This window comes from Streptomyces sp. SBT349, assembly GCF_001083795.1.
Taxonomy (GTDB): domain Bacteria; phylum Actinomycetota; class Actinomycetes; order Streptomycetales; family Streptomycetaceae; genus Streptomyces.
In genome coordinates this window covers 1-3,533 of sequence record NZ_LAVK01000528.1, presented here as the reverse complement: position 1 = coordinate 3,533, position 3,533 = coordinate 1, and the positions used below count along the sequence as shown (strand labels likewise).

Annotated in this window: 7 protein-coding genes; 3 read left to right on the top strand and 4 right to left on the bottom strand. The window is 74.5% G+C overall.

Going from position 1 to position 3,533, the window contains the following annotated elements; translation table 11 throughout:
* The 4 genes from ADY01_RS34090 to ADY01_RS39545 form a co-directional block, all read right to left on the bottom strand.
* A partial coding sequence (locus ADY01_RS34090; RefSeq protein ID WP_049580646.1) for a hypothetical protein occupies window positions 1–605 on the bottom strand: 605 nt, incomplete at its 3' end.
* 4 nt (window positions 606–609) lie between these two features.
* Complete coding sequence (locus ADY01_RS34085; protein WP_049580645.1) at window positions 610–1,014, bottom strand: hypothetical protein; 405 nt, start codon at window positions 1,012–1,014, stop codon at window positions 610–612.
* Window positions 1,015–1,059: 45 nt separating this feature from the next.
* The gene (locus ADY01_RS34080) at window positions 1,060–1,374 is read right to left on the bottom strand and encodes a hypothetical protein (protein ID WP_049580644.1); all 315 of its coding nucleotides are present in this window, start codon (window positions 1,372–1,374) and stop codon (window positions 1,060–1,062) included.
* 62 nt (window positions 1,375–1,436) lie between these two features.
* Window positions 1,437–1,778 carry a hypothetical protein gene (locus tag ADY01_RS39545; protein WP_049580643.1) on the bottom strand — a complete coding sequence of 114 codons (342 nt, stop codon included), beginning with the start codon at window positions 1,776–1,778 and terminating at the stop codon, window positions 1,437–1,439.
* 266 nt (window positions 1,779–2,044) lie between these two features.
* Here ADY01_RS39545 and ADY01_RS41130 point away from each other — a divergent pair, with 266 nt between their 5' ends.
* The 3 genes from ADY01_RS41130 to ADY01_RS41975 all read left to right on the top strand — a co-directional run.
* Window positions 2,045–2,956 (top strand): hypothetical protein, encoded by a 912-nt coding sequence (locus tag ADY01_RS41130; protein WP_053171502.1) that lies wholly within the window; start codon window positions 2,045–2,047, stop codon window positions 2,954–2,956.
* Between the two features lie 69 nt (window positions 2,957–3,025).
* Window positions 3,026–3,271, top strand: a complete 246-nt coding sequence (locus ADY01_RS34065; RefSeq protein WP_049580642.1) for a hypothetical protein — start codon at window positions 3,026–3,028, stop codon at window positions 3,269–3,271.
* 21 nt (window positions 3,272–3,292) lie between these two features.
* Window positions 3,293–3,533: WD40 repeat domain-containing protein (locus ADY01_RS41975; RefSeq protein ID WP_420715763.1), on the top strand; the 241-nt coding region annotated here is incomplete at its 3' end.

Below are 3,533 nucleotides of genomic sequence, written 5' to 3'. Positions count from 1 at the left end.
CCCGCGGGCGCCCCCGCCTGCGCGCCCCCGGCCGCCGCGGGCGTCGCCCCGGCGGTCCCCGGCGCCGTCGGCGCCGTCGGCCCGGTGGCGGAGCCACCGGGGCCACCGCTCCTGGGGGCCGCCGGGGCCTCACCGGCGATGACGTTGGCGTACTCCTGGTCCAGCCCCGTCAGCACCCCCTGGGCCTGGGTGGTCAGGGCCATGATCTGGCCTTCGAGGGCCTGCTCGGCGTGGGCCGAGGTCGAGAGCGTCCGCCGCTGCTCCTCCAGCTGCGCGAACTGCAATTCGAGCCTGATGGCCTCCTGCACCGCCTTGGCCGTCTGCTCCCCCGCCCGCTGGAGCTGGGCGGAGACCTGCTGGGCCAGGGCCGCGGTGCCCGAGGTGAAGTCGGTCATCTGCACCAGCCGTTCGGAGAGCTCCAGGAGGCCGACGCCCGGTTCCGCCGCCGCTCCCTGAGCCGTGCTCGCCAGAGCCGTGCTCTCCGCCACCCCGGCGTTGGCCAGGGTGAACCACGCTCCGGAGGCGGCCTGGATGCTGTACTCCTGTGCGCTCTTGATCGTCTCGATCGTCTGCCGGAAGGCCGCCGAGGCCGACGCGATGCTCATGACCTCACCAGCCCCCCGCCCGCCCGAGGTCCTCCGCCTGCTCGACCCTGGTGGCGGTCCGCTGCCGGCTGCCGGCCACGGCGTCGAAGTTCCCGAGGGCCACCGCCCGTGCCTGCGCCAGCGTCCGCTCGGCCTCCTGGTCGGACTGCTCGCCGATCCTGGCCGCCGCGGCGGCGCTGCTGCGGATGTCGTCGACCGTCCGCCCGCCCTCGGTCACCTGCTGGGTCACGCTGGCGACGGCCGCGCTGAGCGCCGCCGCCGCCCGGGCCCCGTTCGGCACGCGGCCGAACATGCCGGCGTCGGAGCCGATCTTGCCGGCGCACTCCATCAACGCGGAGAGCCGGTCGCGCTCACCCACCGCGGTCTCGACGTTCCGGTGGGCGTCGATGTTCATCGTGATGGTGCTCATGACGTCTTCCCTGTCTCCCGTGGACTCCCCGGTGCCCGTGCCGCCTCAGGCCCGGCCGCCGGCGGCGGCCCGGACCATGGCGGCACCGCCCTCGTTGCCGATGTTCTGGACGTTGCGCATCGCGGTGTTCTGCGACGTGACGCTTTCGTCGTAGCCGGATGACTCGCGGTGGAAGACCGCGTCGCGGTATTCGAGGGTCGCGCCGATCTGCGCGTCCACCTGGCCGGTCTGCACGAGGCCCATGAGCTGGATGCGCACGCTGTCCCAGATCTGGGTGTACTGCTCCTGCTGGCCGGCGGTCTGGGACTGGATGGCGTCGAGGTTGTCGTTCCTGAAGTGGATCATCCCGTTGAACGGCATGGGTTCTCCTCCGTCGTCTCTTCTTCCGGGTCGCTCGTGTGCTCGTGTGCTGAGGGGCCGCGTCAGATCTGGGCGGCGATGGAGTGGTCGGAGATCGTGTTGACGGGGATCACGCCGTTCAGCGCGCCGTGTGCCGCGTCGTCGGTCTCCCGGCCGGTGTTGGACGTCAGGCCGAGGTCCTGCGAGAGCCCGTCCAGGGCGTTGGCCAGGGCCTGGCCGGCGCGGCCGAGGTTCTCGTAGGTCTCCATGGCGGTCGCGGTGCCCGTGCCGTTGTAGGCGGTGCCGACCGCGCCGGCGTGCCCGCCGATGCCCGCGGCGACCGTCTCCATGTCGGTGTACGCCTGGGCGATGATGCCCATGACGCGGTCGACCTCTTCCGGCGAAAGCTTGACCTCGGGGTGCATCTGCCTCACCTTCCGCGTGTCTCTGGTTTCCGGAATCTCCGGAGCCGCCTCGGGACTTCGGCGTCAGGGGACACCGACGAGCGGTGTGAGGATCGAAACAGAGGGTGCCCGGCAGGGGTCCCGGATCGCGGCCCGCCGACGCGCCCCCCGCCGGTCGCGGAACCCGTGGGCAGGGGTGCCGGGGCGCGCCGTGCACAGTGACGAGGGTCCGTGACGACCCGGCCCGCAGTGCCGTCCCCTGCGGCGGAGCGAAAGGGGAGAGACAGATGGCGATCGAACAAGCACCCGCGACGGAGGGCCGGGGAACGCTCCTCGCGCCGCGCCCCGTGACCGTGCCCCTCTCCGCCCCGCCCCCGACCTACGCCGCGGCGGTCGACCGCTACCTCGCCGGCGCCGGCACCAGGTCCTCCGCGTGGATCCGGCGGATCTCGCTCTCGACCTGGGGGTGGATGTTCTCCGGCTGCCCCGCGCCCATCGGACCGGCCCGCCGCGGGGCGGCACCCGCGCCGTTCCCGCTGGCCGCGCTCGGCGCGCCGGGCCTGCCGCCCGTGCTCGCCGAGCTCGCCGCCGCGCGGGCCGACGTCCTGGGCGCGGACACCGTCAACCGCGAACTGGCCATCGCCCGCAAGGCGATCGGCTGGTGGCTCGCCCGGGGCTGGATCACGCGCGACCCCACCCTCGGGATCGAGCGCCGCCCGGCGCCCCCGCACCGCGCCGAGGCGCTGACCGCGAGCCAGGTCGAGGCCCTGTGGCGGCTGGACGCGCCCCCGCGGGAGCGGACGCTCTGGAGGCTCCTGCACGAGAGCGCGGCGCGGACCGACGAGGCGCTGCGCCTGAACGTGGAGGACCTGCTCGTCGCGGACATGCGCGCGAGAACCGGCACCGGGGGCGGCGCGACCGGGTGGATCCACTGGGGGCCGGGCACCGCCCGCCTGCTGCCGCTTCTCGTCGCCGGCCGCACCCGGGGGCCGCTGTTCCTCACCACCGGCGAGGCACCCGCGTGGACCCCGTGGCCGGATCGGTGCCCGGTCACCGGCAGGGCCCGGCTCCCCGCCGGGCGCGCGGAGGAGATCTTCGAGGCGAGCACCCGGCTGCTCGCCAACCCGCTGGCCCGGCCCGAGGACATGGGGACGCTGGAGGGATGGAGCACACTCCACCGGCTCCGCCCCGTGGCGTAGCCGCGGAAGGTGAGCCGGGGCAGGCGTGGCACCCTCCCATGAATTCGAACAAGTGATTGAATACGGGGCATGGTGAACCCTGGCTTCCCCGACGACCTCGTCCGCGATCAGCTCGCCTGGAACCACGCCTACCGGCAGCTGGCCGCCTGCCGGCCCGCGGAGTACGCGGTGCTGCGCCGCCGCCTGCTGCACCTGTCCTGCCGGATCGCCTTCCACCCGCACTGGGCGGGGCGCCGCTCGTCCGCCGGCTGGGCCGAACTGCGCCACCACGTACGGCGGCGCGAGGCCGCCCAGCTCGTCGCATGGGCGGCCTGAACCACCGGTACCCGCCGGCCGCTGGTCCTGGGCGGTCACCAGGGGTTCGTGCGGAACGTGGCGATCAGCCCCGAGGGGCGCTGGATCGCCGGCACCGGCAAGGACGGCACCGTGCGCCTCCGGGACACCGAGGCAGCTCTGACCGGCTTCGCCGCCTCCGTGGATCCCGGCGCCGGCGTCGGCGGACCAGCGCGTCGGCCGCCGGCCGTCTCGGCAGCGCGTCCTCCGGGGGGGGGGGGGGTGGGTGGGGCTCGATCAGGCG